Here is an 18,099-nt window from a genome sequence, read left to right on the forward strand (position 1 = left end):
CTATGTATTGCAGGGCATTCCTGCAACTTATTGGCTTGGAAATCGAAAGCAGCCTATCAAGTTATATACCAATCACCGCTGATGCCACCTGCGAAATATCTGCAGTTGTAGCAGTCGGCACGAGACAATGCCCGTTCAGAATCTTTATTATATATTCAGCCTCACGATCGGGTCTGGCAAGCACCCATATTGCTTTCATGCCCATTTCGAGCGCAGGCCGGATATCGTGAGTATATGTATCACCTATCATAACGCACTCACCCGGTTCCACGCCCAGTTCTTTCACCACAAGCCCAAAATTGTATTTATCGGGTTTGCGCGATCCCGACAAACAGCTCAGCACAATGGCATCGGATGCTGCCACGACCTCCGGCAGCGCCTTTGTGACGCTTTCAAAGTAAGGGTTCCAGATGTCCGAGAGCAGCCCGATCATCATCCCGCGAGCCTTGAGAGCCAGCACGCTCTCTTTGGCTCCGTCGAGAGCCTGTGCAGCGCATATTTGCGACTGCCACAACTCGTGGATTTCAGAGACGGCATAATCGCTGAGCCGTCCATATTCGCATGCGAGCGCATCACAGACCTGCCCGGCTGATTTCAGGTCGTTTTTCATTATTATATCGCTCACCCTTGTCGGCGAGGAGCCTTCGATCAGTTGTGCGATAATTTTGTTTGGGGCGATAGGCGGGCCTGTGACCAGCGTTGCGCCGATATCGAAAATAGCAGCCTTAACCGACGTCATTTGGCCACTCTACAACTTCCACTCCGCACTTTTCGAGCAGACGTATACCGTTCGATCCGCCCTTGTTGTCGCGCTTGACCACACAGCGTGCAATGCCTGAGGATATCATCAGTTTTGCGCATGTAATGCACACGTCTGCATTCACATATAGAGTTGCGCCCTCAAGGGCAAGGCCGCGTTTAGCGCACTGGCATATGGCGTTTTGCTCAGCGTGCACACACACCTTAAACTCTTCAGTCCCGGCCTTGTCTTTAAGGCAGATGCCGGTATCGCAGCAGTGTTCATGCCCGCTGGGAACGCCGTTATAGCCGTGCGAGAGTATTCTGTGGTCGAAAGTTATCACAGCCCCAACATGCTTTCTAAGGCAGGTCGAACGCCTCGCGATGATATCCACCACTTCCATATAGACTTGATCGAAAGATGGACGGTCAGACACACTCATAACCTCTGCTCATGTAGTTTGAATATTCTATCAGGCAGCGTCGATATGCGCAATGACTTAAGGGGGGTGCGTTGTCCGTATCAAATGTGGGGGCATGTTGTCGACTGATGATGCATAAAAAACTCGAAACAAGTCGGACACTGACTTGTAACAATATATAAACTTAACCGTAACCAGCGCGGCTTATCCTACTATTGTAGGTTACAAAAAGCCGCTGATATAGCGGGGTAACCGCTCAAACTGTCTCGTTATAGGAGGAATGGAAGGAAATGAAAAACTTGCGCATAATAATTTGCGGCATGATTGTCTTGATCCTTGGTGGTCTGAGTGGAAGCGCGTTTGCGGCCAGTCCAACCACAAAGGAATTGGCTGCAAAGATTGCCGACCAGCAGACGATCATGGATACCATCTGGGTAATGGTCACGGCATTCCTCGTCTTCTGGATGCAAGCGGGGTTCGCCTATGTTGAGGGTGGACTGACCAGGGCAAAGAACACGAACAACATTATGATGAAGAACCTCATGGACTTTTGTGTTGGTTCACTTGCCTATTGGGTGATCGGTTTCGGCCTGATGTTCGGAGCCGGCAATGCTTTTGTAGGCAAGAGCGGTTTTTTCCTTATTGAGAAGACGGCGGATACGTTTGCGAGTCTTTCCTGGACCACTGTCCCGCTATATGCGAAGTTCATGTTCCAGCTTGTATTTGCAGCCACGGCGGCGACAATAGTTTCCGGAGCCATGGCCGAGCGCACCAAGTTCAATGCTTATTTGATTTACAGTGCGGTTATCTCAGCATTCATATATCCGGTAGTCGGTCACTGGATCTGGGGCGGCGGCTGGCTTGCAAGCCTCGGTTTCTGGGATTTTGCCGGATCGACTGTAGTCCACTCCACAGGTGCCTGGATGGCTCTTGTGGGAGCATGGTTCCTTGGTCCAAGAATCGGCAAGTTCCGCAAGAACGGCAAGGCCAATGCAATCCCGGGTCATAATTTGCCGATGGCTGCTCTTGGTGTATTCATATTATGGCTTGGATGGTTCGGGTTCAACCCTGGTTCCACGATGGCCGCCAACGCTTCGATCGCACACATCGCCACCACGACGAACCTTGCCGCTGCAATTGGCGCAATCACTGCAATGATAACTGCGTGGATATTGTTCAAAAAGCCTGATGTGTCCATGACTTTGAACGGGGCGCTGGCCGGGCTTGTAGCCATCACGGCTCCGTGTGCATTCGTCAGCCCTGCAAGTTCGATAGTGATTGGCGGTATAGCGGGCATCCTTGTTGTCCTGGCTGTATTGTTCTTTGATAAGATCCATCTGGACGACCCAGTGGGCGCAGTATCGGTTCACGGTGTTTGCGGTGCGTTCGGAACGCTGTCTTTGGGCCTATTCGCACAGGAGCATTTCCAACCCGGCACCACGGGCAACGGCCTCTTCTTTGGCGGCGGTTCAAGCCTGCTGCTGCATCAGGCTATTGGTGTTGTGTCAGTGTTTGGTTTCGTCGCATTGTGCGGTGTGATCCTGTTTGGATTGCTCAAGTCGACTGTCGGTCTGCGTGTAACTACTGAGGAAGAGCTCGATGGTCTTGATATCGGTGAGCACGGCATGTCTGCATATCCCGATTTTGAGATGGTTGAGACGGGTGCCGGTGCCGGGTCCGCCGGTGGTCCTTCCAAGCCGGGTTCAGCCGAGCCTATTGGCAAGCTTGTCGAAGATAAGTGTTGATAAATTGCAAGACTGCATGCATTTTGCATTCGGTCGTTCCGAACTGCAGCACTTCACAATGTAGTTCGAATGATATGTAATCACCTCCATCAGTTGGTGTTTCGGGGCTTTGCCTCGAAACACCATTTTTTGTTTACGACATTCGCTCCACCACTTCTGTGCGCGGCATCTTGACCCCAAAGGTATGCGTTGATATACTCGACTTACGATGAATGAATCAAACACACCGACAACGTGCGCAAGACATCCGAAAACACGGACAAATCTGCGGTGTTCGGCTTGCGACACCTATATATGCCCGAAGTGTATGGTGCAGACTCCGGTAGGGATGAAATGTCCGAGCTGCGCATCACAAAAGCAGGGCACTCTTTTCAGACCGACTCCTGCCCAGATCACCGCAGCATCGGTGGTTGGGCTGATGATGGGTATCATCACTGGCTGGGCAGTCGAGTTCTGTGGGTTTTATATGATTTTCATAGCGTTTGCTTTGGGCGGTTTTGCGGGCGAACTGATATTACGTGCCTGCGGACGAAGACGAGGCAGGCTTATGGAGATCATTACGGGTGTCTCAATAATAATTGGAGCGCTTGGCGGCAGGATTCTTATGGCTGCCATACTTATATTCTCTGCAAATGTGCGTCCACCTTTGGGTGCTTTGAATGTAATAATTGACCTTGTGCTGCCGGTTCCCATCCCACTCATTGCATTGGTCTTTGCTGTGGCCGGCGCAATCAGCAGAATAAGGTATTTATAAGCGCTTCCTATATTGACCAGTCAATCGCTAATGTGATAACATATAACGAAGTAAATAATAGACACAGGCGATGATGAGGACAAGTAAGTCGTATTGAGGCCGGCCACAGAGACCCTGCACAGGCTGAAAAGCGGGGGCGGCGCATATGACCCAAGCTCACCTCGGAGCCGGCAAAAGAAAACCGATTTAGTAATCTGCACAAGATAATCTATATATAATCGGTTAGTAGAATTGCCCGGGCTGCGCCCGTTACAGCGTTTGAGGGTCTGTGGAGCAATTATGCGCCGCAGGCTGAACCAGGGTGGTACCACGAAACCTCTCGTCCTTGGGATGAGGGGCATTTTTTGTAACAGGTGATGATCATGAGAAGCGACGTGTTGAGAACAGGAATGGAAAGAGCGGCAGGCCGTGCGCTGCTCAAGGCGATGGGCTATATCGATGAGGAAATATACAGTCCGCTGGTCGGCATTGCCAATTCGTGGAACGAGGTTGTGCCGGGGCATATCCATTTGGATAAGGTTGCCGACGCAGTGAAGGCCGGCGTGCGGATGGCGGGCGGCACGCCTATGGAGTTCGGCGTGATTGGTGTCTGCGACGGCCTGGCGATGGGTCATGAGGGCATGAAATATTCTCTGGTCACACGTGAACTCATTGCCGACTCGATCGAGTGTATGGCCAAGGCGCATGCGTTCGATGCGCTGGTCCTGATTCCCAACTGCGATAAGATCATACCGGGTATGCTGATGGCTGCTGCGCGTGTCAATATCCCGACCATAATAGTCAGCGGCGGTCCGATGTTGCCCGGTCGATATAAGGGCAAAAATATTTCGGTCACTCAGATGTTCGAGGGTGCAGGCTCGGTTCTCGGCGGCAAGATCACCGAGCAGGAACTTGCCGAGATGGAAGAGGTCGCATGTCCCGGCTGTGGAAGCTGCGCCGGAATGTTCACGGCCAACTCCATGAACTGCCTCACCGAAGCGTTGGGCATGGGTATGCCCGGCAACGGCACAATTCCCGCTGTGATGGCCGGGCGAATCAGGCTGGCCAAGCAGGCCGGTATCAAAGTGATGGAGCTTCTCGACAAAGACATCAAGCCGCGCGACATCATGACGGGGGCAGCGTTCAAGAACGCTCTTGCGGTGGATATGGCGCTCGGCTGCTCCACCAACACCACTCTGCACGTGCCCGCAATCGCGCACGAGGCCAAGGTGGATTTTAATATAGATATGTTTAATGACGTCAGCAAGAAGACACCTCATTTGGTGACTCTAAGCCCGTCGGTTGCATATCCGGATCAGCAGATAACCCACCATGTTCAGGATCTGGACGAGGCAGGCGGCATCCCGGCTGTCATGAAAGAGCTGAGCAAGAAGGGTCTGATAGAGGAGTCTGCGATTACGGTGACTGCCGCAACCGTCGGCGAAAACATCAAAGACGCGCAGGTCAAGGATATGAGTGTCATTCATACCATCGATAAGCCCTATCATGAAGAGGGCGGGCTTGCCATATTAAGAGGCAATCTTTGTCCTGACGGCGCAGTCGTCAAGCAGTCTGCGGTTGAGCCTGAGGCATGGGTCTTCGAGGGTCGTGCCCGAGTGTTTGAGTGCGAGGACGACGCTGTGAAAGAGCTGCTTGCCAAGAATGTGAGCAAGGGAGACGTGATAGTCGTGCGCAACGAGGGACCCAAGGGTGGACCAGGTATGCGCGAGATGCTCACCGCCACAGCGACAGTTGTCGGCCTTGGAATGGGCAAGGATGTGGCTCTTATTACGGATGGCCGGTTCTCCGGCGCATCACGTGGTGCGTGTATCGGCCATGTATCGCCCGAGGGAGCGTCCGGCGGCCCGATAGGTCTTCTGAAAGACGGCGATATCATAAAGATTGACATACCCGGCAAACGGATGGATGTTATGCTATCCGACGATGAACTCGAAGCGCGGCGCAAAGGCTGGGAAGCACCCGAGCCGCGGGCAAAGGAGGGATATCTCGCGCGTTACGCGCGCACCGTCGCCTCCGCTGCAAAAGGTGCCATCGTCGAATAGAGGTTATCGGGTGACAGGTGGCGGGGGCTACTCTGACACCCGACACCCACGAATGTGGAGGAGTATGTAAATTGAAAATGAATGGAGCCAACGCTCTGATCCAGTCACTGGTGGATCAGGGTGTGGATATGTTATTTGGAATACCCGGTGGATATGTGATCCCGATCTATGATGCGCTCTATGATCGCAAGGATATCCGCAATATGCTGATGCGTCACGAGCAGGGCGCGGCTCATGCAGCCGATGGTTATGCCCGTGCGACGGGCAAGGTGGGCGTATGTCTGGCGACGTCCGGTCCCGGCGCGACCAATCTTGTCACGGGTCTGGCGAACGCATATATGGATTCTGTCCCGATGCTTGCAATTACAGGTCAGACCAAGACGACTTCTTTGGGAAAGGACTCTTTCCAGGAGGCTGATATTACGGGTATTACGCTGCCTGTGACCAAGCACAACTATCTGCTCAAGGATGTCAAGGACCTTGCCAGGACAGTTGCCGAGGCTTTGTATGTTGCGCGGACAGGCAGGCCTGGTCCTGTGCTTATAGACATTCCGGGTGATGTATGTCTTGCCGAGGTCGATTATGAGCCGATCAAGGAGATCAACATCCGCAGCTATAAGCCGGATTTGACCAAGATCGATGATGCGGATATAGACGCAGCGGTCGAGCTGGTCGAGAAATCCGAGAGGCCGATATTCTATGCAGGCGGTGGAGTTATTTCTTCCGGCGCATCCGAAGAGCTGACAAAGCTCTCGGAGAAGACGAACATCTTGGTCACCAGCACTCTGCTGGGCAAAGGCGCGATAGATGAGACGCATCCGCACAGTCTCGGTATGCTGGGCATGCACGGTACGGCATATGCAAACCATGCCGTACACGAATGTGATTTGCTGATAGCGGTGGGCGCTCGTTTCGACGACAGGGTCACCGGCAAGCTGGCCGTCTTTGCCAAGAAGGCAAAGGTGATCCATATAGATATCGACCCTGCCGAGATCGGCAAGACTGTGCCGGTTGATGTCTCGATTGTCGGCGACTGCAAAGAGATTTTGAAGAGACTGAACGCCAAGGTTTCAAAGCGCGAGGAGACTGCCTGGAACAAGCAGATTATGAAGTGGCGGAGTGAGTTCGCACTGCATTGTCCGGCGGACGGCGGCGAGGTGCTCCCGCAGTGTGTCATCGACACACTCTGGCAGATGACCAAAGGTGACGCAATAATCGTGACCGATGTCGGCCAGCACCAGATGTTCACAGCGCTCTATTATAAGGTAACCAAGCCGAGGCATTTTTTGTCGAGCGGCGGTCTCGGGACAATGGGATACGGTTTTCCCGCGGCGATAGGTGCTGCAGTAGGCTGCCCCGATAAGCCGGTGTTTGCCATTTGTGGTGACGGCGGGTTCCAGATGACTCTGCAGGAGCTTGCTCCGGCTGTGGAGCATAAGCTGCCTGTCAAGATCGTGCTGATGAACAACCGTTACCTGGGCATGGTCCGCCAGTGGCAGGAGCTTTTCTGGAACAGACGCTATTCGGGAGTGGACATCTCATTCCAGCCTGACTTCAAGCTGCTTGCTGAAGCCTATGGAGCCGAGGGGATTGTGATCGAGAAGATGAGTGATGTCGAGGGAGCGTTTTCAAAGGCTATGGAGATCAATGACAAGCCTGTGATCCTCGATTTCCATATTGCCCGCGAAGAAAACGTATTCCCGATGATCCCTGCAGGCCAGAGCATCGAAGAGATGATGGTGAACAGACCGAGATAAGGTGAGATTTCGGGAGGGCGAATGTCCTCCTGAGCCGTTGCTCAGATAAAAATGACTCGGCAGGAGTCTTGCCTTTCCAATGACAGCTGAGGACTTAAATTATGAAACAACCAATGCAACATACAATAACCGTGCTGGTTGAAAACAAGCCTGGTGTGCTCGCCAGGGTATCGGGTTTGTTTGCTCGGCGCGGGTTTAACATCGAATCACTGGCCGTCAGCATCACCGACGACCCGACCATTTCGCGTATGTCGATCGTAGTGACGGGTGACGATGCCACACTAGATCAGATCAACAAACAGACTGACAAACTGATCGACGTAATCAAAGTTATAGACTACAGCGAGATACCGATAGTTGAGCGCGAGCTTGCGATGATAAAGGTCAATGCTGAGAACTCGCAGCGTGCAGAGATTATGCAGATAGTCGATATTTTCCATGCGAAGATCATCGATATAAGCAAGGTCACGTTTACGATAGAGGTGACGGGCAACACTGACAAGGTCGATGCAATTGAGCGGCTTTTGGAACCGTTCGGAATCAAGGAAATGGTCCGAACGGGCATGATCGCGATGGCTCGCGGCTCGATCACAGCAGCAAGCTGATTTAGTATTTAGTAATTTGTATTGATTATTGTTTTAGGATGTCTGACATATTTTTTGAGAGGAAATAGAAGGAATCAGGCCGGAGATTATCCAACCTCAAACCTCTATCCTCTAAAACAGGAGGAATATACATGCCAGCTAAAATGTACTATGATTCGGATGCAAACCTAGATGTGTTGAAAGGCAAAAAGATAGCCATTATCGGCTATGGCAGCCAGGGCCATGCCCAGGCGCAGAACCTGCGTGACAGCGGGCTTGATGTAATCATCTCCGAACTGCCCGGCACACCGAACTACGACCTTGCGGTGGAGCATGGCTTCAAGCCTGTCTCCGCTTCCGAGGCAGCCAAGGCCGGTGATCTGGTCCAGATTCTGCTTCCCGACGAAATTCAGTCAGCAGTATATCAGAGTGATATCAAGCAGTATATGACTGCCGGTAAGACGCTTGTGTTCTCACATGGTTTCAACATCCATTTTGGCCAGATTGTGCCGCCCAAGGATGTGGACGTTATAATGGTTGCTCCAAAGGGTCCCGGCCATCTGGTCCGCAGAGTTTATACCGAGGGCGCGGGCGTTCCGGCTCTGATCGCCATCCAGCAGGATGCTTCCGGCAAGGCTAAGGACACTGCTCTTGCATATGCCAAGGGTATCGGCGCCACCAAGGTCGGCGTTCTTGAGACGACATTCGAGGAAGAGACCGAGACAGACCTCTTCGGCGAGCAGGCAGTCCTCTGTGGCGGATGCGCTGCACTGGTGCAGGCCGGGTTTGAGACACTGATCGAGGCCGGTTACCAGCCTGAGATCGCATATTTTGAGTGTTTCCATGAGCTCAAGTTGATCGTAGACCTTATGTATGAAGGCGGCCTTGCGAATATGCGCTATTCGGTCAGTAACACAGCCGAGTACGGCGATTACACACGTGGTCCTCGTGTGATCGATGAGTGCGCCAAGGAGTCTATGCGCGAAATCCTTGCCGAGATTCAGAGCGGCGAGTTCGCTCGTGAGTTCATACTCGAGAACAAGGCAGGCCATCCTGTCCTCAGCGCAGCAAGAAGACATGGCGATGAAGCATTGATCGAAGAGGTCGGCGCTCACCTGCGCGAGATGATGCCCTGGATCAAAGGCAAGAAGAAATAGTTCAGATATGAGAGCAGAGAACTGCCCTCAAACTCATGGTTTGGTATTTGATATGTTGGTCGGGGGTGTTCTTGCCCCCGACCGGCATTTAGCGGAGGGCGTAGGGAGTTATTATGCCGGATATGGACGCAGGATCGGTTGCACTGAAGCATTTTAGTGAAAGGTTCAACTGTGCCGAATCTACTTTATTGGGAGTGACGGAAGCGTGTGGCATTGAGAGTGACTGTGCTCCTCGTATAGTGAGCGGATTTGGCGGTGGTGTCGGCGGATGCGGCGAGGTATGTGGTGCTCTGACCGGCTCGATTATGGCTCTCGGTCTGAAATTCGGAAGAGAGCGAGGCGATGATGTCGAGACCAAGAGCGCGCTCTACAAAAAGGTACAGAAATTTTTGGACTCGTTTGAAAAAGAATTTGGCAGTGCGCGCTGCATAGACCTTACTGAATGTGATATGCGCACTTCCGAGGGCAGGCAAAAAGCCAAAGAGCTTGATCTCCATGGTGGTCTTTGCCGAAAGTTCGTTGAGTTTGCAGCAAATGAGGCCGCGAGACTGATAGCCCAAAGCAATAAATAGCAACACTCAATATCAATACTCAATACCAAATCTCAAATATAAAATCAGTTGAGGTGTCAAGGTGGCAAGACGAATACAAATTTTTGATACGACGCTGCGCGACGGCGAGCAGTCACCCGGCGCGAGTATGAATATCGAGGAGAAGCTGGGGGTTGCAAAGCAGCTAGCGCGTCTAAAGGTGGATGTTATAGAAGCGGGCTTTCCGATTTCGAGCCAGGGCGATTTCGATGCCGTGAAGGCTATTGCCGAGACGATCAAGGGTCCGGCGATTGCAGGGCTTTGCCGCGCCGGAAAGATGGACATAGACCGTGCCTGGGAAGCTCTCAAGTTCACCAAGAAGCCGGTTATTCACACGTTTATTGCCACGTCCGACATCCATCTTGAAAAGAAGCTCAAAAAGACACGCGACGAGGTGCTCGATATAGCTGTTATGGCCGTGAGGCATGCAAAGGGCTACTGCGAAGATGTCGAGTTTTCAGCCGAGGATGCGGCACGTTCCGATTTCGATTATCTATGCCAGGTTGTCGAGGCCGTGATCGATGCGGGCGCGACTGTCGTGAACATACCTGACACTGTCGGCTATGCCATCCCGAGCGAGTATGGAGCAATGATCGGCAGGTTGATAGAGCGTGTACCCAACTCAAATAAAGCGATTTTCAGTGTTCACTGTCACAATGACCTCGGCCTTGCCACGGCGAACTCTCTGGCAGCGGTCGCCAACGGCGCAGGTCAGATCGAGTGCACGATCAATGGCATAGGCGAGCGAGCGGGTAATGCTGCTCTTGAAGAGGTCGTGATGGCTCTCAACACACGTCCCGACCTGTTTGGTGCCAAAACCGGCATCAACACGACCGAGATATACCGTGCCAGCAGGATGGTCAGCGATGTGACGGGTCTTTCGGTCCAGGTCAATAAAGCGATTGTCGGCGCGAATGCGTTTGCCCATGAGGCTGGGATTCATCAGCACGGCGTGTTGCAGGAGAAGCGAACGTACGAGATTATGGATGCGGAGTCGATAGGTCTTGCCTCAAACAAGCTGGTTTTGGGCAAGCACTCCGGCAGACATGCTTTCGAGGGCAAGCTGAAGTCACTGGGTTTCAGCCTGAGCAAAGTTGAGCTCGACAAGGCATTCGAGCGGTTCAAGGCATTGGCGGACAAAAAGAAAGAGATATTTGACGAGGACTTGGAGACGATTGTTGCGGACGAGGTATATGTGATTCCGTCGAAGTATCAGCTCGTCTATATGAATGTGATGACCAGTCTTCACGGCATCCCTACGGCAACGATCCGCCTCAAGACTGACGAGACCGAAATTGTGGAGGCATGCGTAGGTGTAGGGTCTGTCGATGCGGTTTACAAGACGATCGATAAGATGGTCGATGCGCAATATCATTTGGTGGATTTCAATATTAAGTCTGTTACGGGCGGCACCGATGCTCTTGGCGAAGTCACGGTCAAGCTCGGAGCTATGAACGGCGAGGTATATACGGGCCGCGGGGCGTCGTTGGATATAGTCGAGGCGAGCGCAAAGGCATATCTGAATGCAGTAAACAAACTCGTTTATTACGAAGAGAAACGCGGCAATGGCGGCAAACCCAAAGACAAAGCAATCCTCTAATTTTATATTTGGGATTTTATATTGAGTATTTCAAATACAGCTTGTTGATGGGTGGCGATCTCCGAATCGCCACCCGAGTGCCAGTTGGGATCTCCGAATCCCGAAAACGTAGGAACAACGAATGTCGCATCGATTCAAAGTTGTGCGAGGCGGACCATACCCGCATTTCGTGACATTGACGATTGTGCGCTGGTATCCCGTTTTCATTTCTGGTTCGTATTTTCGAATCATACTAGACAGCATAAAGCACTTAAGGGAGAGTCGTGGACTGCTGATACATGCCTATGTGATAATGCCGACGCATGTGCATGCTATTATCACGGCCACAAATGATGATTTGTCTGCGATAGTCAGAGATTTCAAGCGTTTTACGGCTCGTAGCATAGAGAACCAAGCTGATGGTGATGGTAATAGGTTGCTATGCTGGATATTTAGGAACAGCAATAAAGACGAGCGTGCTCAGTCAAAAGTATGGCAGGATGAATTCCATCCTGAGGTTATATATACACGTGATCGTTTTATGCAAAAGGCGAATTATATTCATGACAATCCGATCCGCAAGGGCTTGGCGAAGATGGCGGATCATTATTACTATTCAAGTTTTATGGCTTTTGATCGTGCTGAAATGGATCCAATAGATATTGACTGGCTTGAATGGTAACATCCGATAGCTTTGCGGATTCAGAGATCCGCTCTGGCTTTAGGTTGACGATTCGGAGATCGTCAACCAGCCTTTGATTTTATATTAGGATTTTATATTGAGTATTGAATCTGATGGTTGATAGGGCAAGGGCAGTCATTATCGAAGACTCTAGGGTGCTCCTGATGCACCGCTGCAAGTCCGGGCGAGAGTATTATTCATTTCCGGGCGGCGGAATAGAGCCTGGTGAAAGTCCTGAGCAGGCTTGTATTCGCGAGGTCCTTGAGGAGACAGGCCTTGATGTCGAGATAGTGTCATGCCTGGCTGAAAATGATTTCAATGGTCAGAATGAGTCTTTCTATCTGGTCAAAAAGCTCTCCGGCGAGGTAAGGCTCGGTGGTCCAGAACTAGACAGATTGAGCGATGATAATCTTTACGAGCCTATGTGGGTTCCGATAGACCGTATGGCTGAGTTGCCGGTATTTCCGAAGCATGTGGCCGAAATGGTTGCAATGCATATTTGATTTACTGCAGTTATCCTGCCAAGGAGAAAGGGAGTCTGTGCAATGCCAAGTCGACTAAAGATCACGGTAGTGTGTTTCAACATCAGTGCGGTTCTCTCGATTGTGTGTGGGATTATTATGTTTATATTCGGCATAAGGTCCGATCCAACATTCATCATACACTGTAGTGGACAGCCGGGTGTCCAACTGCATCATACTTTTCCATTATTTGGTGCTTTCCATGTCGCGGCAATCGTCGGAGGTCTTTTGTTGATCTTCGTGGCAGCGCCGCTGATCAGGCATATTGCTCTTGCTCTCACAGGTTTGAGATATTGGGCATGGCTAACCGGGCTTATATTATCCGGCCTGATGATATTCAATGGGTGGCATGCGCCATATGTGTTTACGGTTCTTGGCGGGCTTTCGCTTTGGGGACTTCTGGATAAGGAGACCCTGGAGGCGTTTTTGCATAGACCGACTAATGACCGTCAACCGACAACTGAAAACTGAGGTTAATATATGAAACAAACAATCACACAAAAGATTCTGGCCGCTCATGCGGGCAGGGAATATGTCGAACCGGGTGAGCTGATAAACGCGAGGCTCGACCTGGTGCTGGGCAACGATATCACTGCCCCAATCGCGATCAGAGAATTCGAGAAGATCGGGGCTGCCACTGTGTTCGATAAGGACCGTGTTGCGCTGGTGCCCGACCATTCGACACCGAATAAAGATATCAAGAGCGCCGAGTTGGTGAAGATTCTGCGCGAGTTCGCCAGAAAGCACAATATCACCAACTTCTTCGAGATCGGCAAGATGGGTGTTGAGCACACTCTGCTGCCTGACGAGGGTCTAGTCGGACCGGGCGATGCTGTGATCGGTGCAGACTCACATACCTGCACGTACGGCGCGTTGGGAGCTTTTTCGACGGGTGTCGGCTCGACGGATTTGGCCTACGCTATGGCCATGGGCGAGACGTGGTTCAAAATTCCTGAGCAGATCAAGTTTGTCTATTACGGCAAGATGCCCAAATGGGTATCGGGCAAGGATTTGATACTATACACCATAGGCAAGATAGGTGTGGACGGCGCGCTCTACTGCTCGATGGAGTTTACCGGTGAGGCGATCCGCAATCTTGAGATGGCAGGCCGGTTCACTATGTGCAATATGGCGATAGAGGCCGGCGGAAAGAACGGAATAATCGAGCCTGACGAGATCACCATGGACTATATCAAGGGCCGCCTAAAGCGCGATTACAAGGTCTACACCAGTGATCCCGATGCGGTGTATAAGGACGTTATCGAAATTGATGTCAGCAAGCTGGAGCCAATAGTGAGCTTCCCGCATCTGCCTGAGAACGCCAAACCCATCAGTGAGGCGACCCATGTCAAGATCGACCAGTCAGTTATTGGCTCATGCACGAACGGCCGGATCGAAGATTTGAGGATTGCTGCGAGCATTCTCAAGGGTCGCAAGGTGCATCCCGATGTTCGTTTGATTGTGATCCCGGCCACTCAGCAGATTTATCTGCAGGCGATCAAAGAAGGTCTGACTGAGATATTCGTCGAATCGGGTGGGGCGGTTTCCACACCGACGTGTGGCCCATGTCTTGGTGGTCACATGGGCGTTCTGGCTGCGGGCGAGAGATCTGTAGCCACGACCAACCGCAACTTCGTAGGCCGCATGGGTCACACCAAGTCCGAGGTCTACCTGGCGAGCCCGGCTATTGCAGCCGCATCGGCAGTGCTCGGCAGACTCGGCAGCCCGGAAGAGTTGAAATAGGTGCCGGGTTCCGGGTGTCAGGTTTCGGAGATGCCTTCCGACACCTGGAACCGGTTTGCCTCAAGAGAGGATATACAAATGATAAAAGGCAAAGTACATAAATATGGATCGAACGTCGATACAGACGTTATTATTCCTGCAAGATATTTGAACACGACGGACCCAGCCGAGCTGGCATCTCACTGTATGGAGGATATCGATGCGGGCTTTACCAAGAGCGTCAAGCCGGGCGACATCATAGTAGCCGATGACAACTTCGGCTGTGGTTCCAGCCGCGAGCATGCGCCCATTTCGATCAAGGCGAGCGGCGTATCCGCGGTAATTGCGAACACATTTGCCAGGATATTCTATCGCAACGCTCTGAACACTGGTCTGCCTATCCTGGAGTGTCCCGAGGCGGTCGCGGGAATCTCAAATGGCGACGAAGTCGAGATCGATCTTGGTTCAGGAAAAATTACGAATATAACGACAGGCAAAACCTACCAGGCGAAGCCTTTTCCGCCGTTCATGCGCGAGCTTATAGAGGTCGGCGGGCTGGTGAAATATGCGCAGGCGAAGTTGAACCGCTGAAACACAGGATTAAATGAGGCGCTGAATGGGCTTAGTTCGTGAAGACACGCAATACCCGATGTCAGAACTTACAGCGAAAATTATCGCCTGTGCCATAGAAGTTCACAAGACATTGGGTCCCGGCTTTGAGGAGGTGTTTTATCAGCGTGCCCTGCTCAAGGAGCTTATTGCTGCGGGTCTGGAGGCTGAGCGTGAGGTATGGATAGAGGTTCGCTACAAGGATATTGTTCTCGGAAAGAAGCGCGTCGATTTTGTTGTTGAAGACTGTCTTGTAGAGATTAAGGCCAAATCATCGCTTGAGGACGTTGATATTGTTCAGACATTATCATATTTGAAAGTATCCTGTTATCCTGTAGCATTGTTGATAAACTTCGGCGGTCCGAAGATTGAGATAAAACGTCTCGCAAACACAATTAAGCGTTGAAGTCAAAGATATCCCATTTCAGCGTTTCATAATATTCAGCGTCTCAGCGGTTCTTAGAAGGAGACATAAGTTAGGAAGTAAATGACAAGTAATACATACAAGATAGCGGTTCTGCCGGGCGATGGTGTCGGTGTCGAGATAATCCCACAGGGGATAAAGGCTCTCAATGCAGCGGCAAAGAAGCTGGACTTGAAGTTTGAATATACGCACCATCTGGTAGGCGGCGCAGCGATAGACGCCACCGGCACGGCCTTGCCTGAGGATACACTCAATGCCGCGCTGGGCAGTGATGCTGTGTTTTTTGGTGCGGTAGGCGGTCCGAAGTGGGATAACCTGGAGCCTGCAAATCGCAGGCCGGAGCGAGGTTCACTGTTTCCGTTGCGAAAGGCGCTTAAAGCATATGCCAATCTGCGGCCTGTGATTGTGTTCGATGCTCTGACAGATGCATCCTGTCTCAAAAAAGAAGCGATTGAAGGCGGTCTGGACATCTTGTTCATACGCGAGCTTACGGGCGGCATCTACTTTGGTCAGCCAAAAGAGCGCCGCGATATAGATGGTGAGATGACCGCAATAGATACATGCTCATATAGTGTCAGTGAGATCGAGCGGATAGCGCATGTGGCGTTCCAGCAGGCATCCAGGCGCAGGAAGCGAGTCCATTCGGTGGATAAAGCCAATGTGATGGAGACTTCCAGGATGTGGCGGGAGGTTGTGACGGAGGTCGGGAAGAAATATCCTGATGTTGAGCTGATACATATACTCGCCGACAACTGCGGCATGCAGCTTTTGCGCAATCCAAAGCAGTTCGACGTAATCCTTGCGGACAATCTTTTCGGTGATCTACTGACTGATGAGGCGTCAATGCTGGCCGGCTCACTCGGAATGCTGCCATCGGCGAGTATCGGTGAAGCGCATAGCGGCCTGTATGAGCCGATTCATGGGTCAGCGCCGGATATCGCGGGCAAGGGTGTTGTAAATCCGATCGCGACAATACTGACGGCTGCGATGATGCTGAGATATGCATGCAATTGTCCGAAGGGCGCATCACTGATCCGGTCCGCGGTCGAATCGGTTTTGAACGCAGGATATCGCACCGGTGATATCGCAGGTAATGGCGGCAAGATCGTTTCTTGTGACGAGATGGGCGATCTTGTTGCGCAGGCTATCGCAGATTCATAAACTGGTAATGCACTAAAGGGGAGATCACATTGCCCAAAATTGCAATATACGACACAACGCTAAGGGACGGCACGCAGGGCGAGGGTATCAACTTTTCCGCCGAGGAGAAGCTGAAGGTAGCGCGCCGTCTTGACGATTTCGGTGTGGCCTATATAGAGGGCGGCTGGCCGGGTTCAAACCCCAAGGACATAGAGTTTTTCGAGCTTGCCAAACATACCGGGTTCAAAAACGCCAAGCTGGCTGCATTCGGCAGGACCCGCCATCCCAAGTATGCTGCCGAGGATGACCCTCTGCTGCTGGAGCTGCTCAAGGCCGAAACTCCGGTCATCACGATATTCGGCAAGTCCTGGGATTTGCATGTCAGGGATGTTTTCCGCGTGACCCTCGATCAGAATTTGGAGATGATCCATGACAGCGTCAAGTTTCTGGTTGCCAACGGCCGCGAGGTAATTTTTGACGCTGAGCACTTTTTCGACGGATACAAGAGCGACGCCGAATATGCATTGAAGACACTGGAGGCAGCTGAGAGTGCGGGCGCTGCATGTCTGGTTTTGTGCGACACCAACGGCGGCAGACTGCCTTCGGAAGTGTCGCAAACAATAGATATCGTGAAATCACGATGCCATGCCGATATCGGTATCCATGCGCACAATGATTCAGACCTTGCGGTCGCAAACTCAGTTGCCGCGATCCAGCATGGGGCGGTGCATGTTCAGGGGACGATAAACGGCCTGGGCGAGCGCTGCGGCAACGCCAATCTGACCACGATCATGCCGATAGTCGAGTTGAAGCTGGGCATGAAGTGCCTGCCGGATGGGATGATCCGCAAACTGACGGAGCTTTCGCGTTCCATCGACGAGATAGCCAACCGTGTGCCTGAGGACGGCCAGCCGTTTGTTGGCGCGAGTGCGTTTGCCCATAAAGCCGGTGTTCATGTAGATGCAATGATGAAGAACCCGCTCACATATGAGCATATCCAGCCGGATAGTGTGGGCAACCGCAGGCGTATGCTTGTATCCGAGTATGCGGGCAAGAGCACTATTGTGGAAAAGGCGCAGCAGTATGATGTGGACCTCACCCGTCAGTCTCCCGAGGTGAAGAGCATCCTCAACAAAGTAATGGACCTCGAACATGACGGCTATTCATTCGAGGAGGCCGAGGGGAGTTTCGAGCTGCTGCTCAAGAAGTCATTGGGTATGTATCGCAAACTCTTCGACCTGAAGGGTTTCAGGGTCATCATAGAAAAGCGCGGTCCGCATGAGGAACCGATAACCGAGGCAACGCTGAAAGTTGCTGTGGACGGCGAGGAGGCATTTACTGTGGCCGAGGGCGATGGTCCTGTGCATGCTATGGATAATGCGCTGCGTCTGGCTCTGAGCCAGTTCTATGGCGAAGAGCTTGCCAGGATCAAGCTCACAGACTTCAAGGTTCGCGTCATCAACAGCCGTGCCGCCACTGCTGCGAAAGTCCGCACGATTATCGAGACCCGCGATTCCAGCGAGGTCTGGAACACAGTCGGGGTCTCAGAGAACATTATCGAGGCGAGCTGGCAGGCCCTGGCAGACGGTGTAGAGTATGGCCTGCTCAAGCATGTGCGCAACGAATAGATATA

At 52.1% G+C, this 18,099-nt stretch carries 18 protein-coding genes; 16 read left to right on the top strand and 2 right to left on the bottom strand.

Annotated elements, in window-relative coordinates:
* Window positions 1-61: 61 nt before the first annotated feature.
* Window positions 62-739, bottom strand: a complete 678-nt coding sequence (locus LLG46_13010; GenBank protein MCE5324216.1) for an HAD family hydrolase — start codon at window positions 737-739, stop codon at window positions 62-64.
* On the bottom strand, window positions 726-1,181 hold the full coding sequence (locus LLG46_13015) for a dCMP deaminase family protein (protein MCE5324217.1): 456 nt from the start codon (window positions 1,179-1,181) through the stop codon (window positions 726-728). Before LLG46_13015 ends, LLG46_13010 begins: the two co-directional genes overlap by 14 nt.
* Before the next feature lie 269 nt (window positions 1,182-1,450).
* Between LLG46_13015 and LLG46_13020 the strand changes: the two genes are divergently transcribed.
* The 16 genes from LLG46_13020 to cimA all read left to right on the top strand — a co-directional run bounded on the left by LLG46_13020 (window position 1,451) and on the right by cimA (window position 18,094).
* Window positions 1,451-2,905 (top strand): ammonium transporter, encoded by a 1,455-nt coding sequence (locus LLG46_13020; GenBank protein ID MCE5324218.1) that lies wholly within the window; start codon window positions 1,451-1,453, stop codon window positions 2,903-2,905.
* A gap of 328 nt (window positions 2,906-3,233) precedes the next feature.
* On the top strand, window positions 3,234-3,659 hold the full coding sequence (locus LLG46_13025) for a hypothetical protein (protein ID MCE5324219.1): 426 nt from the start codon (window positions 3,234-3,236) through the stop codon (window positions 3,657-3,659).
* A 362-nt stretch (window positions 3,660-4,021) separates the two neighbouring features.
* Window positions 4,022-5,701, top strand: coding sequence for a dihydroxy-acid dehydratase (gene ilvD, locus LLG46_13030; protein MCE5324220.1), 1,680 nt, complete (start codon window positions 4,022-4,024; stop codon window positions 5,699-5,701).
* A 77-nt stretch (window positions 5,702-5,778) separates the two neighbouring features.
* Window positions 5,779-7,458 (top strand): biosynthetic-type acetolactate synthase large subunit, encoded by a 1,680-nt coding sequence (ilvB, locus tag LLG46_13035; GenBank protein ID MCE5324221.1) that lies wholly within the window; start codon window positions 5,779-5,781, stop codon window positions 7,456-7,458.
* Between the two features lie 113 nt (window positions 7,459-7,571).
* Window positions 7,572-8,063 (top strand): acetolactate synthase small subunit, encoded by a 492-nt coding sequence (gene ilvN, locus LLG46_13040; GenBank protein ID MCE5324222.1) that lies wholly within the window; start codon window positions 7,572-7,574, stop codon window positions 8,061-8,063.
* Between the two features lie 131 nt (window positions 8,064-8,194).
* A complete protein-coding gene (ilvC, locus tag LLG46_13045; GenBank protein ID MCE5324223.1) occupies window positions 8,195-9,199 on the top strand; it encodes a ketol-acid reductoisomerase in 1,005 nt (334 codons plus the stop codon).
* A 113-nt stretch (window positions 9,200-9,312) separates the two neighbouring features.
* Window positions 9,313-9,771 carry a C-GCAxxG-C-C family protein gene (locus tag LLG46_13050; GenBank protein MCE5324224.1) on the top strand — a complete coding sequence of 153 codons (459 nt, stop codon included), beginning with the start codon at window positions 9,313-9,315 and terminating at the stop codon, window positions 9,769-9,771.
* A gap of 61 nt (window positions 9,772-9,832) precedes the next feature.
* A complete protein-coding gene (locus LLG46_13055) occupies window positions 9,833-11,389 on the top strand; it encodes a 2-isopropylmalate synthase (GenBank protein MCE5324225.1) in 1,557 nt (518 codons plus the stop codon).
* 121 nt (window positions 11,390-11,510) lie between these two features.
* Window positions 11,511-12,050, top strand: coding sequence for a transposase (locus LLG46_13060; GenBank protein ID MCE5324226.1), 540 nt, complete (start codon window positions 11,511-11,513; stop codon window positions 12,048-12,050).
* Window positions 12,051-12,163: 113 nt separating this feature from the next.
* Window positions 12,164-12,553, top strand: a complete 390-nt coding sequence (locus LLG46_13065; protein ID MCE5324227.1) for an NUDIX domain-containing protein — start codon at window positions 12,164-12,166, stop codon at window positions 12,551-12,553.
* A 42-nt stretch (window positions 12,554-12,595) separates the two neighbouring features.
* Entirely contained in the window at window positions 12,596-13,042 is a 447-nt protein-coding gene (locus LLG46_13070; protein MCE5324228.1) for a hypothetical protein, read from the top strand.
* Between the two features lie 9 nt (window positions 13,043-13,051).
* A complete protein-coding gene (gene leuC, locus LLG46_13075; GenBank protein ID MCE5324229.1) occupies window positions 13,052-14,314 on the top strand; it encodes a 3-isopropylmalate dehydratase large subunit in 1,263 nt (420 codons plus the stop codon).
* A gap of 78 nt (window positions 14,315-14,392) precedes the next feature.
* The gene (gene leuD, locus LLG46_13080; protein MCE5324230.1) at window positions 14,393-14,884 is read left to right on the top strand and encodes a 3-isopropylmalate dehydratase small subunit; all 492 of its coding nucleotides are present in this window, start codon (window positions 14,393-14,395) and stop codon (window positions 14,882-14,884) included.
* Between the two features lie 25 nt (window positions 14,885-14,909).
* Window positions 14,910-15,308, top strand: a complete 399-nt coding sequence (locus LLG46_13085; protein ID MCE5324231.1) for a GxxExxY protein — start codon at window positions 14,910-14,912, stop codon at window positions 15,306-15,308.
* 81 nt (window positions 15,309-15,389) lie between these two features.
* Window positions 15,390-16,487: a 3-isopropylmalate dehydrogenase gene (leuB, locus tag LLG46_13090; protein ID MCE5324232.1), complete on the top strand. Its 1,098-nt coding sequence runs from the start codon at window positions 15,390-15,392 to the stop codon at window positions 16,485-16,487.
* 29 nt (window positions 16,488-16,516) lie between these two features.
* The gene (gene cimA / locus LLG46_13095; GenBank protein MCE5324233.1) at window positions 16,517-18,094 is read left to right on the top strand and encodes a citramalate synthase; all 1,578 of its coding nucleotides are present in this window, start codon (window positions 16,517-16,519) and stop codon (window positions 18,092-18,094) included.
* Window positions 18,095-18,099: the final 5 nt, after the last annotated feature.

The organism is bacterium, from assembly GCA_021371935.1.
In the GTDB taxonomy this organism is placed as follows: Bacteria; Armatimonadota; UBA5829; order UBA5829; family UBA5829; genus UBA5829.